Source organism: Candidatus Zixiibacteriota bacterium, from assembly GCA_020853795.1.
Classification (GTDB): Bacteria; Zixibacteria; MSB-5A5; order CAIYYT01; family CAIYYT01; genus JADJGC01.
The window spans coordinates 1-15,647 of sequence record JADYYF010000078.1 but is presented as its reverse complement, the minus strand read 5'-3'; the positions used below and the strand labels follow the sequence as shown (position 1 = coordinate 15,647).

12 protein-coding genes are annotated in these 15,647 nt (G+C 58.2%); all 12 read left to right on the top strand.

Annotated features, from left to right (window positions below; translation table 11 throughout):
- Positions 1 to 233: 233 nt before the first annotated feature.
- The 12 genes from IT585_06150 (at position 234) to IT585_06095 (ending at position 15,628) form a co-directional block, all read left to right on the top strand.
- Positions 234 to 2,177: a DUF2723 domain-containing protein gene (locus IT585_06150; protein ID MCC6962815.1), complete on the top strand. Its 1,944-nt coding sequence runs from the start codon at positions 234 to 236 to the stop codon at positions 2,175 to 2,177.
- A complete protein-coding gene (locus tag IT585_06145; protein ID MCC6962814.1) occupies positions 2,164 to 3,246 on the top strand; it encodes a glycosyltransferase family 2 protein in 1,083 nt (360 codons plus the stop codon). Before IT585_06150 ends, IT585_06145 begins: the two co-directional genes overlap by 14 nt.
- Positions 3,167 to 4,339, top strand: a complete 1,173-nt coding sequence (locus IT585_06140; protein ID MCC6962813.1) for a glycosyltransferase — start codon at positions 3,167 to 3,169, stop codon at positions 4,337 to 4,339. Before IT585_06145 ends, IT585_06140 begins: the two co-directional genes overlap by 80 nt.
- Positions 4,323 to 4,985 (top strand): class I SAM-dependent methyltransferase, encoded by a 663-nt coding sequence (locus tag IT585_06135; protein MCC6962812.1) that lies wholly within the window; start codon positions 4,323 to 4,325, stop codon positions 4,983 to 4,985. Before IT585_06140 ends, IT585_06135 begins: the two co-directional genes overlap by 17 nt.
- Positions 4,975 to 5,748 (top strand): class I SAM-dependent methyltransferase, encoded by a 774-nt coding sequence (locus tag IT585_06130; protein MCC6962811.1) that lies wholly within the window; start codon positions 4,975 to 4,977, stop codon positions 5,746 to 5,748. The genes IT585_06135 and IT585_06130 overlap by 11 nt, the downstream gene beginning before the upstream one ends.
- 44 nt (positions 5,749 to 5,792) lie before the next feature.
- The gene (locus tag IT585_06125; protein ID MCC6962810.1) at positions 5,793 to 7,679 is read left to right on the top strand and encodes a hypothetical protein; all 1,887 of its coding nucleotides are present in this window, start codon (positions 5,793 to 5,795) and stop codon (positions 7,677 to 7,679) included.
- The gene (locus IT585_06120) at positions 7,676 to 8,596 is read left to right on the top strand and encodes a HEAT repeat domain-containing protein (GenBank protein MCC6962809.1); all 921 of its coding nucleotides are present in this window, start codon (positions 7,676 to 7,678) and stop codon (positions 8,594 to 8,596) included. The genes IT585_06125 and IT585_06120 overlap by 4 nt, the downstream gene beginning before the upstream one ends.
- A complete protein-coding gene (locus IT585_06115) occupies positions 8,593 to 9,801 on the top strand; it encodes a ribonuclease H-like domain-containing protein (GenBank protein ID MCC6962808.1) in 1,209 nt (402 codons plus the stop codon). The genes IT585_06120 and IT585_06115 overlap by 4 nt, the downstream gene beginning before the upstream one ends.
- Before the next feature lie 44 nt (positions 9,802 to 9,845).
- A complete protein-coding gene (locus IT585_06110) occupies positions 9,846 to 11,162 on the top strand; it encodes an HDOD domain-containing protein (GenBank protein MCC6962807.1) in 1,317 nt (438 codons plus the stop codon).
- A 214-nt stretch (positions 11,163 to 11,376) separates the two neighbouring features.
- Positions 11,377 to 12,906 (top strand): histidine ammonia-lyase, encoded by a 1,530-nt coding sequence (locus IT585_06105; protein MCC6962806.1) that lies wholly within the window; start codon positions 11,377 to 11,379, stop codon positions 12,904 to 12,906.
- Positions 12,907 to 13,043: 137 nt separating this feature from the next.
- The gene (locus tag IT585_06100) at positions 13,044 to 14,243 is read left to right on the top strand and encodes an OmpA family protein (GenBank protein MCC6962805.1); all 1,200 of its coding nucleotides are present in this window, start codon (positions 13,044 to 13,046) and stop codon (positions 14,241 to 14,243) included.
- Between the two features lie 275 nt (positions 14,244 to 14,518).
- Positions 14,519 to 15,628, top strand: a complete 1,110-nt coding sequence (locus tag IT585_06095) for a T9SS type A sorting domain-containing protein (GenBank protein ID MCC6962804.1) — start codon at positions 14,519 to 14,521, stop codon at positions 15,626 to 15,628.
- Positions 15,629 to 15,647: the final 19 nt, after the last annotated feature.

Here is a 15,647-nt window from a genome sequence, read left to right as displayed (position 1 = left end):
CGACCACCTTCACTGCGACCGCGACGATCCCGAACCCGGGTTTGGACGACGACGCTGCGCCCGATACCTGGACCATGGATCAGGACGGGAACTTGCTCTGCACTTCGGATGACTCGGTCATCTAAGCTCGCGTAGGCAAACTACGCGGGGGCGGGGACGAGCGTCTCCGCCCCCTCTTTTTTTGCGGCCGGCGGCCGGTTAATCCCACCCAACATTATGCCGAAAATAGGATTATGAATCGAACCCGTGCCCTCACCTGGCTCGCGTTCCTCATCCCACTGGTCGTTTATCTGTTTACCGCCGCACCCGGGATCTACTGGGAGGACTCAGCGGCGTTTCAGACTGCGGCCTATGAGCTGGGGATCGTGCACAACCCGAGTTTCCCGACCTATGTGATGTTGACGCATCTGTTCACGCTGCTGCCCGGCGGCTCGCCCCAGTGGTGGGTGAACATTGCGTCCGGCCTCTTCATGGCGCTGACGTGTCTGCTGCTGTTTCGAATCGGGTTAATCTTTCTGCGGCGGCCGGACGAACCGAGCGAGCCGATTGCTGAAATCATGATGCTATTTTGCGTGCTCGGTTTCAGCTTCGCTTACGGTGTCTGGATTCAGTCGGTACGTGCTGAGGTCTATGCCCTGAATGCGCTGGCGGTAGCATTGGTGACATGGCTGCTCCTGCGTTACGCGAGCGCCGAGCTGGAGATTGACAGATTCGCCGCCCTGATCGGACTAATTGTCGGGCTGAGTTGCGCCAATCATTATCTAATTTTCGGCGCCGTAGTTTTTCCGCTCCTGGCGGCCGCGGCCTACAATCACACCGAGGCATTCTTCAGCAAGCGCGCAGCAATCGCCTTCGGCGCTGCGTGCGGCATCGGTTTGTTGAGTTACCTGTATCTGCCGATTCGCGAAAGCTACCAGCCGCTCTTCAATTGGGGCGATTTCTCCTCGATCGGCGGCATGTTGAGATCGATTTTCCGGATTGATGAGGCACTGCCGATCATACAGCAGACAGTAACCACGCCGTACTTGGCCCGCCTCGGTTCGACCATCGGCGCCGTCGTGGACCAGACGCCGCTGTTGATTCTTGCCTTTGCCCTGATGGGGCTGATCCAATCGTGGCGCCTTGGACGATACGCATTTACGATTCTCATCCTGCCCATCATCTGCTCGCTTCTGGTGACTGCCTATGCGGCCGACTTCTCGCCCTACAATCTCGACTTGTACGGCTATCTCGTTCCGGGGTTGGCGATGTTGTTCATCGCGGCGGGGCTCGGAGCGGTCGCGGTGACGCGCGAGCTCCTGAAGCTCCGACGCTTGCAGTCGCGCAATCTCAAACTGGCCGTGCCGCTGGTCATGGCCATCGCTCTGTTGCTCAAAGCCTCATATCTGTTCGGCGTCAACTATCCGTTGGCGAGCAAGCGCTCTAACGATGAAGCGGGAAAGTATGCCCAGCGTCTGCTGGAATCGCTGCCGACGAACGCGCTGTTTCTGGCCGGTGAGGATAACAGCTTCTCGCCGCTGTTGTGCAAGCAAAAGGTTGAAAGTTACCGAGAAGACGTCATCGTGTTGTCGGCCGGAGCTCTGCTGCGCAGCGACTATCGCGCCAAGGTGCAGAAGCGCTATCCGGACTTGTACTACACCGCCAACTGGAACGACCGGGAATTCGCCGAACGGTTCACGGAGAATCTGGCGTATTGGGTTTCTATCAACGCCTTTAGCCGCAAAGTGGCGATGACGTTATCGCAGTGGACGGCGCCGCTCGTGCCCAAACTGCAGCCAAGCGGATTTGCCTATCTCTACTCGGAGACCGAGCCGTTCGTGCAGAAGGCGGCAGCGACCTCGGTGCAGTATTACAAAGATCAAGAGCCGCTGTGGACGAACAGCCGCGACTTGACCACCCGGGAACACTTCGGGCGGTTGCTCTACAATCTCTCATATTTCTACAGTAAACATAGTCAGCCGGTGATTGCGGCGAAGTACAATCGCGATGCCGCACACTGCGATTCCACGAATGTCGAGCTTCTCCTCGGTTGCTTGAAGATGGCGATTCTCACGAAGCAGCACGATGATCAAGTCTGGTTGACGTCGCTGATCGTCGAACAGGATCCGGGCAACCGCAAACTCGAGGAAATTCAGCGGGCGGCTTATGCGCTGGAGCAGGGAAATGCGCAGCGATAAGACGCCGACAGTGAGCGTCGTTGTGCCGATGTACAACGAGGCCGAGAATATCCCGGACACCCTGGATCAGATCGCCGCCGAACTGAGGACGCGCGGACGATCGTTTGAGATCGTGGCGGTTGACGACGGTTCGAGCGACGTCACCGCACGCAAGCTGCGCACCCACGCCGTCGGCCACGATTGGCTGCGAGTCGTCAGCTACCAGCCCAATCAGGGCCGCGGCTACGCAATTCGCGAAGGCATCAATGCTGCGCGCGGCGACATCATCTGCACGACCGATGCCGACTTGTCGTATTCGCCCGACCATCTGACAAAGATGGTGGACTTGCTCGACAAGTACACTAAGCTTGATTGCATCGTCGGCTCGCCGTACACTGCCGGTGGCGGCACGGAAAATGTGCCCCGGCTGCGCTTGGCCATCTCGAAGTTGGGTAACAAGATTATCAGCCGGGCGATGGGCGGACGGATCAAGACCGCCACCGGCGTCCTCCGGGCATACCGCCGCGACTGCATCAAATCGCTGGAACTGTTCTCAAGCGGCAAAGAGCTGCATCTGGAGATCATCGCCAAGCTCATGGCGGCCGGTTACCGCGTGATGGAAATGCCGGCAACGCTGCGGTCGCGCAAAAAAGGCAAGTCGAAATTCCGGTTTCGCGCCATCGCCACCTCGCACTTGATCTTCTCACTCCACGAGAAGCCAATGCTGTTGTTCGGCCTGATCGGAATGATCCTGATCGGCCTCGGCCTGGCCGGCGGCGGATATGTCATCTATCTGTGGCAATCAGGCACGCTCAATCCGAATCGACCACTGATGACACTGCTGGTGCTGTTTATCCTGACGGGGATACAGATCTTGATGTTCGGGTTTCTCGGCAGCGGACTGGTCAAGTTGCGGAAAGAGGTCTTCGTAGTGCAACGCGAGAACAAGATGCTGGAGATGAAACTCGACGGCTGGATGAAAACTCACGCCAAGGCGGAAGACAAAGACGATGAGCCAATTGCCGACGCAAGCAGCGGCAAGCCGCAGCGAAATCGCCGCGTCGATCAAGAAGCTGCTTCTCATCACTAATCGCCTGCCGGTCTCCCCCGACGATCCGGCTTCGCCCTTTGTGCTCGACTTCGTCGACGCGCTGCAGGACACGGGCATTGCCGTGACGGCCTACACCTCCCGCATCGGCGAGCAAACGGCAAGCCTGCCGTTCGAAGTCGTGCGTTTCGACTGGGGTGAATCGCAACGCACCCTCTCCGAGTTGCCGCTCTACCGCGTTGCGACCTGGGAGCGCGTGAAAGCCTACTTCCGGTCAGGGCAGGAAACACTAATCGAACACCTGAAATCACACAAGTACGATCACATCCTGGCGATGTGGGCGCTGCCTTCGGGATGGTTCGCTTACAAAGCGCACAAAGTCACCGGCATCCCGTATTCCGTCTGGTCCCTGGGCTCTGATATCAACGTCTGGGCACAGCGACCGGTGGCGGGGAAGATGATCAAGGCGGCGCTGCGGCACGCGACCGCGCTCTTTGCCGATGGCGATGAATTGGCCGAAAAGGTCAAACGTCTCTCCGGACGCGACTGCCATTTCTTGCCCAGCCTGCGCGTTTTCAATTACCAGATGTTGCCGATCCCGCGTGAGAAGTACTTTCTCTACCTGGGGCGGATCGAAAAGAGCAAAGGCGTGATCGATTTGGTGAAGGCATTCTCGCTTCTGAAGCAGGATATTTGGGACTATCGTCTGCTCTACATCGGCGACGGGGCAGCGGTGCCGAAATTGAAGCGCGAAATCGACCGACTGGGTCTACGCGGCAAGGTGCATCTGCTCGGGCGGGCGCCGACTATCGAAGTCATCAATTACCTGCAGCGGGCAAAAGCTTTGGTCATTCCGACGCACTCTGACTCAATTCCACTGGTATTCGGCGAAGCCTTGCAGACGGCGACGCCGATGATTGTTACAAATGTCGGCGACTTGGGCACGTTGGTACGCGATAACAAATTGGGCTTCGTAGTACAGAAACGTTCCGTCAAGGCGCTTCACGACGCTCTGGTGCGAGTTATCGTGAGCGATCTGGATATCAAGGCGGCGGCGAAAAACCTGTTGGAGCGCTTTGCCCCGGCGCAAGCAGTGAGGTCATTTATTGAATATGTCAATGCCAACCACCGATAAGCAGCACTACTACGACCGCTACTGGGAGCAACAGGATCGCATCCGTGTTGCCCAGCGTGCCGAATGGCGTTCGCGCCGGCTTTACGATTTGGTCGGCTTCCGCTACAATTCGCTGCTCGACATCGGCGCGGGCCAGGGCGAATTGTTGCAGTACTTCAAGAACGCCGGGTATCGTGTCGAGGGGTGGGATATCTCGCCCGAAGCCGTGCGCACCATGAAGGAAGCCGGGTACTCCGCCAGAGTCGTCGATCTGGAGCGCGACGAATTCGAAGGACACTTCAGTCTGGTCGTATGCTTCGAGGTGCTGCAACAGATTGAGGACCCGCTCGCGGTCCTGCGCAAGGCCGACAAGGTATTGCTTCCGAACGGTCGCCTGGCGATCTCGGTGCCGAACGAGTTTCACATCGTACGGCGGCTGGGCTTCGGCAAACCGCTGGTCGAACACGTTCAGTTGTTCTCGCCGCGCAAAGCGCGCGAACTGGCAAAGCTGGCCGGCTATGTCTTCGAAGCTGAGATCTATCAACCGCTGGTGCCGCCACGCTGGGGGCACATGCTGAACAAGCTCGGACGACTGCTGGCCAAGGTTGCGCCGTCATTTTTTTGTTTATCAACGATGTTGCTTCTCAGGAGAAAAGGTGACAACTGAGATCACGCGCCAGAACGAAATCTACGGCACGTTTTCCCAGCGCTTTCCCCAGCTCTACGATCGCTCGGGGCGCGTACAAAAGGCGCTCAAGATTGTGGCCGTGATTCGTGATTTTGCCGGCCATGACGGCTCGACGCTGAGAGTGCTTGATGTCGGCGGCGCCGCCGGCGTCATGACGGAGGTCTTTGCCGACAGCTTCGCCGAGGTCGTGGAGTTGGACATCGACCACGTCGCGGTCGAGCGCGGCAAGGCCAATTGCGATCGCCGCAATGTCAAGTGGATCTGCGGCGATGGCGCACACTTGCCGTTTGCGGATGAGTCGTTCGACTGCGTGATCTGCAATCATGTTTACGAGCATCTGGATGACCAGGCGGGGCTGGCGCGGGAAATCAGCCGCGTGCTCAAGCCGAACGGGTTCTGTTATTGGAGCGCGGGATCGCGCTTCACGCTGGTTGAGGGGCACTACAAGCTGCCGTTTCTTTCGTGGTTGCCGAATCGTGCTGCCAACTGGTACATGCGGCTGGCCGGCCGCCAGGGCAACTATGATGTTACCTTGCGCTCCTATCCCAAGTTGAAGAAGCTGCTGCGCGAATTTACTTTTCACGACTACACGATTCCGATCCTCAAGCACCCGGAAAAGTTCGCCGCCGACGACCTGCGTGCGCAGAGCGGCTGGGCGTTTCGGGTGCCGACGTTCATCTACAAGCTCGCTTACCCGATTCTGCCGATCTGGATTTGGGTTTTGACCAAGAAATCTGCGTGAAAAAACGATTGCTCCCGGCAGTTTAACTGCGTTAGAATCGGGGCATGCGCACATTCTTACTCCCGTTATTCCTGCTGCTGGCTGCAGGGAGACTAGCCGCGGCGGATGATTTTCGTCTCCCCCTCGACACGATCAATCAGACCTTGAACTGCATTGGCATAGACACCTCAGATGTCGGATTTCGCACTGATTGGGTCGACCTCGATTCCTTTCGATTGCCCGTGGTTGACCGCTTCACGGTACGGCCGCTGGGATTGCCGGCGTTTGTGAAGGAGCGCGCCGATTCGCTACTGGCGCCGGAACTGACGATTTCGGAGCAGTACCGGGGATTGCGCAAACTGTTGGGCGGTGATGATGCGACGAATCCGGGCAACCTGACCTGGTCTGCGTCGGTTGGAAACTACTTCGCCGATTTTCAAGCCCGGCGGCGTGGCTGCGACTCGCTCGGATATTATGTCGAGGCCACTTTGCGGGCAATGGCTGGCTATCGACAAGACCTGTCACGCTGGAACTCCGAAGAACAACGGATGCTGGTCGATACGTTCAAGCTGTTTCTGAGGGAAGAGGAGAAGGATGTCGAGCGCCCGCTGGAGGAACTCGACAGCCTGCAGAAGTTGCAGGAGGCAGTGGCGCTGCGATTCAAAGCGCTGAGTGAACGCGTCAACCCGCGTCCGCTGGCATGGTACGGCGGGGAAGTCGTGGCGGCCTATCAAGCCCTGGCCGACTGGCTGGAACGGACTCCGGATCTGGCCGAGCGGCTGCGTCGCTGCGATCTGCTAACGCAGTACCGCGATGTCAAGACGCCGCTCGGGCGCGTGGCAGTGCGGGGCTCCGACAACGACCGGTACGAGGGGTTCTATGACCTGATCATCGACTTGGGCGGAGACGACGAGTACTATCTCTCGCGCTCGGAAGATATGCACTCCCAGATCGTCATTGACCTGGGCGGAAATGACAAGAATTTCGGCCAATCGGATCATACACTCGGCGCGGGATTCTTCTCCGTCGGCATCCTCGATGACTGGGGCGGCAACGATCTATACGTCGGCGGAAAATACTCGCTCGGCTGCGGCATGTTCGGCGTCGGGATCTTACGCGATCGCGCCGGTGATGATACCTACAGCGGCGATCTCTTGACCCAGGGTGCGGCAGCGTTCGGCGTTGGCCTGTTGATCGACGATGCCGGTCGCGACAGCTACAACGCGGCTCTGTATGCGCAAGGTTTCGGGTTCATCATGGGCGCCGGCGTTCTGATCGACAAGGCCGGCAACGATCGGTACGCGGCGGGCTGGAAATACGGCGACATCCTGCGCTACGAAGATCACTACGTCTCGCTCTCGCAGGGATTTGGCTATGGCTATCGTCCCTATTTTTCCGGCGGAATTGGGCTGCTGGTTGACGGCGCGGGCAATGACCAATACGGCGCCGACATTTTTGGTCAGGGAGCATCGTACTGGTACGCAATCGGCGGGCTCCTCGACTACGGCGGCAATGACAACTACATCGGCTATCAGTATACGCAGGGCGCCGCAACGCACATGTGTTTGGCGACGCTTGTTGATTTGGCCGGTGAAGACTTGTACAGCTCAAAAGGTGTTTCCCAGGGCTGCGGCCATGATATTGCGTTTGCGCTGCTTCTCGACTGCTCCGGTAATGATCAATACAGCGCTACGGATCTATCGCAAGCCGCCGGCTCCGCCAACGGAATCGGGATGCTGATCGACCTGCGCGGCAACGATGGACACATCGCGCGCGTCCGCACGAACACGCATGGCTACGGGAATCCACGGCGGGAGTTCGGCTCGATCGGCCTGTTTCTCGACCTCGAGGGTGTTGACGATTACCGCGGCTACGGCACGGATAACAGCTACTGGGTGACCGAGTCAAAATGGGGCATTGGTGCGGATCTCAATTCGGAGGTGAGACAATGAGGCGGCTGGTGACGGTGGGGCTGATCATCTGCGGGTTGACAGCCGCGCTTTGGGCCGATCCGACTGCCGATATGCAGCGCCTGTGGCGACAGGCGGCCTCGGGCGAGATTCGTTTCCAGAATTTGGTGCAGCCTTCGAAGGACTCCCTCAGCGCCATGGGTGAAGTTGCGGCGCAATTTCTCGTCTCCAAGCTTGGCACCGCCGACGCTCGTGAGAAGTGGGCGCTGGTAGACATCTATCGCGGCATCGGCAAAGCCGCGACGCCGCACCTGCTTCCGGCGCTCACCACCAATAACAAAGACCAAATACGGACGACCTGTCGTTGCCTGGCGGAAGTCAAAGACACGGCCGCTCTCGATGGGATCCTCAGCGTTTCGAAGCATCCCGACTTCACCGTGCGCGTGGAGGCAGTTACGGCGATCGGCAAGACCGGCGGCGAGAAAGGTTCGCGCCTGCTTGAGCCGTTCCTCGCCGATAGTGTTTCGCTGGTGCGAAAAGCTGCGGTGGCCGGGCTGGGGATGATCAAATCGCCCGGGGCCAGCGTATTACTGATGCGAGCATTGAACGACGACTATTACGGTGTCCGCCTGGCGGCCTACGATGCCTTGGCCGGACTTGATTCAGCCGTCCACCGGGTAGTCTTGACCGAATTGCCGTACACGCGTGGCCGCACCAAGGCGCTATTACTGCGCCTCTGCGGGCAATTGCGGCTCCAGGAAGCGCGGCCGGAGCTGGAGCGCTCTTTGAGTGAGCCGGATGATATCCTCCGTGGGTGGGCGGTGTGGTCGCTCGGTCGTGTGCTCGGCGAAAAGAGCCGTTCGCTGATGTCGTGGCTGGCGCGCAGCGAGCCCGATCTGTTCGTGCGCTCGCAAGCTCAGTCGATCTTGACGGCGCTTGATACTTCACATGGACAATGAGCAAGTTTGATTTCCTCGATCGCTTCAACAAACCGCAACCGCTCGATTCCGACCTCCTTGGGCTGAAGTCGTTTGCCGACGAGATCGGCGCGCAGATTCAGCAGGGTGAAGCGGGAACCCACCTCGAACTGGTCACGCGCTATCCGGCGGAGTTTATCCACGGCGTACGCGCGCTGAAATCGGTCTGTGCCGACAGCCGCATTGAGCTGGCACACTTTGAGGTTGCCGCTAATTGCGATCGCCGGCAGCTTCATGACTTCGTATTCGTCGATGCCGAGACTACGGGACTGTCGGCGGCATCGGGCACGGTCGCATTTCTGGTCGGGGTTGGCTACCTCGATCGCGACGCCTTCGTGGTGCATCAGTTCTTTCTTCCCGACTACCCGGATGAGCCGGCACTCCTGGAGGCGATCGCCGACCTGGTTGCCGATCGGCAGGTGGTAGCGAGCTTCAATGGCAAGTGCTTCGACATGCCGCTCCTCGAAACGCGCTTTGCCTTGCAGCGCCGCACCACGCCGTTTGCACAGATGCGGCATATCGATTTGCTGCACTGCTGCCGGCGCTTCTGGCGCGGTCGCTTCGAGGACACGACGTTGCAGACGCTGGAGCGCGAACTGCTGGGCGTGCATCGCTGCGACGACACGCCGGGTTATCTGATCCCGCAACTCTACTTCGATTATCTGCGCACCGGCAATCCGGAGCCGCTGGCCGGTGTGCTGTTGCACAATCGACTCGACATTGTCACGCTCCTGTTTTTGGTCGATGCGGTCCGCGGCTACCTGAACAATGCGCCGGCGCAGGATTATTACTCCGCTGAGGATGCGCTGCGCATCTCGCGCTTCTATCAACGGCGTGGTGATGTTGCCGCAGCCTACAAAGCGGCGCACTCCGTCAAAGATGAATCCGATGCGGCGCTGGCGCTACATTTGTTTGCGCTGCAGAAGAAGCTGCACCTCCATGACGAGGCGCTGGCAACGCTCGAACGCTTGTCAGCCTGCGGCGGAGAACTGCGGCTGCGTGCGCTCGATGAGGCCGCCAAACTGCTGGAGCACCGCAAGCGCGATTACGCCCGCGCTTCGCAACTCGTGCTACAGGCGCTGGAATATCTCGACAGCCCCCTGGCTGAAATTCCTTATGAACGAGTTCTGTTCTGGAATGAAACGCTGCAAAAACGCCGCCAACGGTTACTGCAGCGCCTGCAATAACTTTCGACTGTACGTTTTCCCATACCTGCCGATACCTACTGTAGATGAATCGCCTGCAATTTGAAGCGAAGCTGTCGTCGTTCAAGTCCTTGTCGACTTTGCCCGCCGTAATGGCGGAGGTCTTGCGAATTTGCGACGACCCGGAATTGGCGCTCGGCGATCTGGCTGACGTTATCGCGCACGACCCGGCACTGACCTCACGCATCCTCAAGATCGTCAATTCGCCGTTCTACGGCCGCCCCCAGCAGGTGTCGTCAATCCGCAACGCCGTAATGACGCTGGGCGCCTCCAAAGTCAAGGCGCTGGCGTTGTCGCTGTCGCTCTACGATCTTTCGGCGAAGCTTGGATCCAAGATTGAATTGAAAGACTTCTGGCGGCACTCGCTCAACGTGGCCTGCGTCAGCGAGTTGATCGCCAACAAGGTGGCGCCGCAGATCGCGGAAGAAGCCTTCATTTGCGGCTGCTTGCATGATCTGGGCGTGCTTGTACTCGACTGTTTCTATCCCAAAGAATACGTCAAGGTGTTTCAGTCGATCGCCAGTGGCGAAGAGATGGTCAAGATCGAACGGCAGGTGCTGGAGATCGACCACGCCGCCGCCGGCGAATTGCTCGGCCGCGTTTGGAATTTCCCCGACCGCTACTGCGTCGCCATCGCCCGCCACCACGACGTCTTCGGGCTCAACGAGCAGGAACAGCGGCTGGCGCAGATCATCAATCTCGCCGATAAGCTCGCGACATTCACCTTCGAAGCGTCGGTGGGACAAAAGAGCGTTCAGCTTTCCAATCGCGATGTCTTGGCGCAGAATCTCGGGCTGACCGGCACCGATCTCAAAGAAATCGAGTACGCGGCCCTGACCCGGTTGCTGGAGGCCTCGCAGCACCTCGACGTCGATGTCGGCACGCCGATGGATCTGCTGCAGAAGGCGACCAACCAGCTCTACCACCTCTACACCTACGCCGACCAGGTCTATCAGGAGTTGGTGCAAACCAAGGAGAAGCTCGACGAAGAGAAGATTCACCGCGTTGCCCTCGAATCACTGCAGGCAATCGTGGCCACCTTCTCGCATTATCTCAATAACGCCGTGGCGTCGATTTCCGGCCGTACACAATTGCTGGAATTGGCCATGCGCAACGGCCAGGTGGATGACCCGGACGGCGTTCTCTCGAAATCACTGGCCGTCTACGAGAAGAGCGCTGAGCAGATCACCTCCGTCATCGACAAACTCAAGCACGTGACCGTGTTCAAGACCGCAATCTATCACGATAACACCAAGATCATCGACTTCGAGAAAGAAGCCCGCCTTTCGACCGAGCAGGTCCAGCAAATCGTCGAACGGAAATCGCCGGCGATCTCGGAATAACTCAGTCCCCTCCGCATCCGTCTGAACGCACTATTCGTCCGCACCTCTTAACGGAGGACTCTAATCGCTACCTGTTCGCCCGCACAACTCGACTTTAGTCGCCAGGCGTAGAATTTGGTCGGTTCGTGCCTCCGCGAGTAACCAAGAATTCGCTTGTTTTTGCCGGCGCCGAATCGCTTTTTTCGAGATCTGGATTCATCTCGGGAGGTGTTTGATGAGTGTCCAAATCGGCAAAGGAAAAATCACGATATACGACGTGCAGAAGGTTGCGCGTCACAATGAGAAGATTGAACTAGCCCCGGCCGCCGTCGAGCGCATCAAGACGTGTCGGCGCTTCGTCGACAAGAAGGTCGCAGAAAAAGAGCTGATGTATGGCATTAATACCGGCATCGGCGATCTGGCGAAGGTGGCGCTCTCGGCTGAACAGCTGGAGGTCTTCCAGAAGTTCCTCGTCTACTCGCATGCTGCGGGCTATGGTGAACCGCTGGCGATCGAGTACGCGCGCGCTGCCTGGACGTCGCGCGTCAACGTGCTGTCGCAGGGGCACTCCGGCTGCAACTTGCGGATTGTCGAGACTATGGTTGAGATGCTGAATAAGGGCGTAACGCCATTGGCCTGCGAGAAAGGCTCGGTCGGCGCTTGCGGTGACCTGTCGCCGATGTCGCAACTGGCGCTGGTCATGATCGGCGAAGGGGAAGCCTACTACCAGGGACAACGCATGTCAGCCAAAGAGGCGATGGCCAAAGCCGGCATTCCAACCATCAAGTTTGAAGCCCGCGACGGGCTGGCCTCGATCAATGGCTCCAATGTGATTGCCGGAGCCGGTTCGTTGCTGCTGTGCGATGCCATCATGTTGACCAAGGCTGCCGAAATTGCCGCCGCTATGACGCTGGAGGCGCTTAATTCCAACCCCAAGGCGTTCGAGGAAGCCATACACACAGTGCGCGGATTCAAGGGCGCGGTCAAATCGGCCAAGCACCTGCGCGCGATCATGGCGAATTCACAGATCATGGAGCGCTCCGGCAAGAACGTGCAGGATGCCTACTCCTTGCGGTCGGCACCGCAGGTCACTGGAGCGGTTTGGGATGCCCTTGATTATGCCGTTGCCCAGTTCGAAACCGAATTGAACGGCGTCGGTGACAACCCGATCTTCTTCCCGGAAGGCGACGGCGGCTATGTCTTGACAGGCGCCAATTTCCAGGGCACGCCGATCTCGTACCCGCTCGACCACATCGGCACCGGCATCACGATGCTGAACGTGATCTCGGAGCGGCGGCTGAATCGCTTGCTCAACAAGGCGCTGTCGATGGGATTACCGGCCTACCTGACCAAAGGCGCCGGCATGTTCTCCGGTATGATGTTAATGCAGTACACGGCGGGTGCGCTGGTGTGCGAAAATCGCATCCTCTCTTCGCCGGCATCGATCGGGTCGATTCCGGCCGCGGCCGATCAGGAGGATTTCGTGTCGATGGGCATGACTACGGTTCTCAAGACGCGTGACATCCTCAAGAACGGCATGGCGGTCATCGGCATGGAGTTGATTGCGGCGGCACAAGCGTTTGAGTTCCTGAAACCGGCCAAACCGGGCAAGGGCTCCCAGGCGGCGTACGAGGTCGTGCGCAAGCATGTACCGGTCATGGAAGAGGATCGCCCGTTACACAACGACATCAATGCCATGGCCAAGGCCGTGACTTCCGGTGAGGTCGTGGCTGCGGTTGAGGCCGCAATCGGGACGCTGAATTGACGAGCTCAAGCTTCGATCAAGAGGTGGTCTCGCGTCGTGATCGCCGCGAGACCACCGCTGCCACGAATTCTTGTTGACTAACCCGACTGCGTCGACTAATCTTTCCACTTACACCCAACAATTCAGGAGGAATGCAGATGAAATCGCGTGTTCTGTTCGTTTTCTGTCTGATATTGACAGCGCTTCTGATTGCGTCGACCTCTTCCAGCTTTGCCGGTCTCGGCAGCCTGAAGGACAAGGTGAAGAAGAAAGTCGAGAAGAAGACGGAAGAAAAGGCTGACGAGAAGCTTGACAAGGCTGCCGACAAGGCCGCCGGCGACAATCAGGGAGAGGCGGGCGAAGCCGGCAGCAGTGGGGAAGCGGCCGAGAGTGGCGGCGGCGCGGGCATGAAACCGGGCGAAGGCGTGTGGGTCAATTACGACTTCATTCCGGGTGATCGCGTCGTGTACTTCGAGGATTTTTCCAAGACCGGCGTCGGTGATTTCCCGCAGCGCCTGCAATTCGTGGAAGGTAATATGGAGGTGGCAGAGTGGCGCAATCAGCGCTGGCTGCGCGCGACCAACGATGCCAAATTCGAGATCCCGCTCTCCGAGAATCTGCCGCAACGGTTCACGCTGGAATTCGACTACTATGGGCCCGCCAGCGCCAACACGATCTCCATCTTCGACGGCACCGACCAGCAAGAGCAAAATCACCAGTTGACCTTCTTCTGGTACCTCGGCTGCGGCGTCGGGCGTCGGGGTGACTTTGCGGCATCGATGGAAGTACCGGCACGCGCGAAGGAAAAGGTTGCGCATTGCCGCGTCATGGGTGACGGCAAGTATCTGAAGGTCTACGTCAACGAGACCCGCGTCGCCAACATCCCGAATTCCACCTTCGGACGTTCCAACAGCCTGCCGGTGCAGATCTGGGCGGAGGAGGAAGCCCCGCTCATGATCACGAACCTGCGAATTGCCGCCGGCGGCAAGAAAATCATGTATGATCAGTTGATGGCCGAAGGCAAGGTGGTGACCCAGGGGATCTTATTCGCCTCCGGCAGCGACGAAATTAAACCGGAGTCGACACCCACTCTCAAAGAGATCGGGGCCATGCTGAAGGACCATGCCGACCTGAAACTGTCGATCGAAGGCCACACGGACAATGTCGGCGATGATGCCGGCAATCAGACCTTGAGTAATAACCGCGCCGCCTCAGTTAAGGCGTACCTGATTGAGAAGTACGGCATCGACGCAGCCCGCCTGGAAACCAAGGGCTTCGGCGAAACCAAGCCGGTCGATTCCAACGACACACCCGAAGGCCGGCAAAACAACCGCCGCGTGGAACTCATCAAGCTGTAACAGGCTCTAAGCCAATGACCGGAGGGCCAATTCTTGTCGAATCGGCCCTTTTTCTTTAGGTCGCGCAGCGACATTTATAATTGACAATATAGAACTGTATAGTATACTATCAAAAGTGGGGATTCACCGAAAGTGGCATGAATCGTACATGTTGCTGAGGACGCGCTCTCGTTTTCGCATTGCCTACGCCCGTAACTGAGACTCCAATTGGATTCTGCGCGCCCGATCTCATCAGAATAAAACAAAACCTGAAATTTCTCGCGATTGGAGCAAAAATGAAATCTTGGTTAACGATGGCATTCGCGATCGTGACTCTGGCAGGTGCCGTCCATGGGCAGATCACAATCAATCAAAGCGATTACCCCCAGACACCCGGGACGATTTATCGTTCATCGCTGATGTCGCAAACTGATGGGGCAGCTTGGACGATTGCCAATGCCGGCAGCGGCGGTGGCAATACCTGGGACTTCAGCGCCATCGGCTTCTCTTTCGGGTTTTTCCCGAGTACAGTGGTCAATGCTGCCACCACGCCGGGACATGAGTACTTCCCGGATGCCACGCGCGCCTGGGACACCTACGGACTGACATCCTGGTCGTTCTTCAGTACGCCGCCCAACGAATTCGTTTCTTATGGCTCGTTCACAACCTATGGCGTCAAGCCGGACACGATTAAGATCATCTACGACACGCCCTCGCTGCAGACGAAGTTCCCCATCACGGGGAATTCGACCTGGATCACGAAGTTCAGTTACACAAATCCTTACTACGATCTGGACGGTAACTTGCTCTATACGCAGACGGTGAGGGATAGCATCAAGTGGGAATGCGACGCCTGGGGAACGGTCAAGTTCGGCAGTAAGGAAGCATCGGCGATTCGATGCCGGGGCACGTGGTACATCACCACGACCACCATTTACGAAAGCTTGCCGCCGGTGGAATTCTCGTCTTCAAACGAGGTGTGCCAGTTCTTCACCAAGGACTACGGTGTCGCCATCTCGCTGTCGCGCACGGTGTCGATGGGTTCGGAATACTTCAGTGGCTCCGGCCAGTATCCGTTCGTGGCCACCGCGACGCCGGTGTACGAAGTTGATACCGAAGTCTTGCCGACCGAGCTCTCAGTCAGCCAGAACTCGCCGAATCCGTTCAACCCGGAAACGACTATTCGCTATTCGATTGGGAAAGCGTCCGCCGTGCGTTTCGAGATCTTCAACCTGCTCGGGCAAAATGTGTGGCATGAGGATTTCGGCGTACAGGCGCCGGGCACTTATGAACTCCACTGGTCGTCCGAGAATTCCCAGGCGGGTCAATTGCCTTCCGGTGTCTATCTGTATCGTGTGACCGCCGGCGACAAGTCCGTGTCGCGTAAGATGATATTGCTGAAATAGACACCGCTGCTGAGCCGAT